A 1,722-nucleotide genomic window follows, 5' to 3' on the forward strand; every position below is an offset into this window, starting at 1 on the left:
AGCTCCACCGGGGCGGTGGCGGCCACGATGGACCGGGTCTGCGTCAGGGCGTCCCGCGCGCTCTCCTCGAGGAGCGCGAGGGTCGCGTCGGCGGCGTCCGCGTCGGCGCCGCGGAGCTCGCGCCGGCCGCGCTGGGCGAGCATCACGAGGCCGGTGAGGTCCTGGGCGACCGTGTCGTGCAGGTCCGCCGATAGCCGCTGCCGCTCGCGCGCCGCGCCCGCCTCCCGGCCGAGCTCCTCGACCTCGGCCTGGGCGGCGCGCAGCCCGTCGAGCAGCTCCAGGCGCTCGCGGCTGAGGTCGGCGATGCGCGTGATCCAGAGCCCGAGGGCGATGCTCCCGCCGAGGCTCAGCCCCTGCGACACCGCCATGGTGGGGAGCGCGCCCGGCAGGTCCCCGAACCCGGCGACGAAGCCGAGGGCGATCGACACGGTGAGCACGAGGGTGCCGAGCACGGCGTCCCGCACGCTCGTCGTGAGCAGCCAGACGAGCGGGCACAGGACGCACTGCACGATCGCGAAGGACGACATGGTCGCCACGCCCCAGGTGGCGGCCGGGATCACGAGCACGAGGAACACGACGGCCGACCGCTCCGGGCGCTCGGGCACCGAGGCGGCCGCGGCCGCCGACGCCACGAGCGCCGGGCGGCCCACGAGGACGTACAGCGCCGACATCGCGGCGACGGCGGCGAGCGCCGGGGCGGGGTCGTCGAGCCCGGTGACGGCGAGCACGACGAGGAGCGCCATGGTCACGGCGTAGGCGACGTGCACCCAGCGGGTGGGGATCATGCCCCGAGCCTGCCAGCCGCCGGATGCGCGCGCACGCTCAGGAGTCCCGTCGGATCCAGCGGAAGGTCGCCATCGCGGCGATCGTCCCGCCCACCAGCCAGATGAGGAGCACGACGAGCACGCCGCCGAGGTCCCACGTGCCACCGCGCTCGACGGCGGCGAGCTGCTCGGGCAGGAACACGGCGCGCATGCCCTGGGCCATCCACTTCAACGGCAGGAAGGAGGCCACGTCCTGCAGCCAGGTCGGGAGCATCGTGAACGTGAGGTAGACGCCGCTGATGAACTGGAGCACCAGCACGATCGGCGTGATGACCGCCGTGGCGGAGGCACCCGAGCGCGGGACGCGGGACAGGGCGATGCCGAGCACGGCCGAGCTCGTGATCCCCAGCGCGTAGACCCACGCGAACGTCGCCCAGCGGCCGGCGTCGGTCGGGAGCTCGACGCCGAAGGCGAGTCGCGCGACGAGGAGCAGCACGACCATCTGCAGCACGGAGGTGGCGACCACCTGCCCGGCCTTCCCGATGAAGTACGACAGGACCGGCAGCGGGCTGCCCGCGAGCCGCTTGAGCGTCCCGTCGCTGCGCTCCATCGCGATGTCGACCGCGAGGTTCTGCACGCCGCTGAGGAGGATGCCCGCCGCGATCATGCCCGGCAGGTAGTAGGCCGCGGCGCTCACGCCCCCGGAGCCGTCGGGCGCGGTGCCCATGTTCCCCGACGATCCGAAGGCGACGGAGAAGATCGTGAGCATGATCACCGGGAACAGGAACGTGAAGATGATCGTGTCGGTCTGCCGGAAGTAGCGGCGCACCTCGTAGCGGATCCGGTGGATGCCGAGGGCGAGCACGCCGGGGAGCGCGGACGCGGCGGCGGGCGCGGTGGCGGGCGCGGTGGCGGATGCCGGCGCCGGCGTGGTCGGACGCACGGCGCTCACGCGGCG

At 74.1% G+C, this 1,722-nt stretch carries 2 protein-coding genes; both read right to left on the minus strand.

Annotated elements, in window-relative coordinates; genetic code table 11:
- Positions 1 to 785 (minus strand): histidine kinase (locus Q6969_RS15425; RefSeq protein ID WP_317231232.1); only part of this gene is annotated, 785 nt, incomplete at its 3' end.
- A 37-nt stretch (positions 786 to 822) separates the two neighbouring features.
- Positions 823 to 1,629 carry an ABC transporter permease gene (locus tag Q6969_RS15430; RefSeq protein WP_317231233.1) on the minus strand — a complete coding sequence of 269 codons (807 nt, stop codon included), beginning with the start codon at positions 1,627 to 1,629 and terminating at the stop codon, positions 823 to 825.
- Positions 1,630 to 1,722: the final 93 nt, after the last annotated feature.

It is taken from the genome of Clavibacter sp. MX14-G9D (assembly GCF_032917815.1).
Classification (GTDB): domain Bacteria; phylum Actinomycetota; class Actinomycetes; order Actinomycetales; family Microbacteriaceae; genus Clavibacter; species Clavibacter michiganensis_K.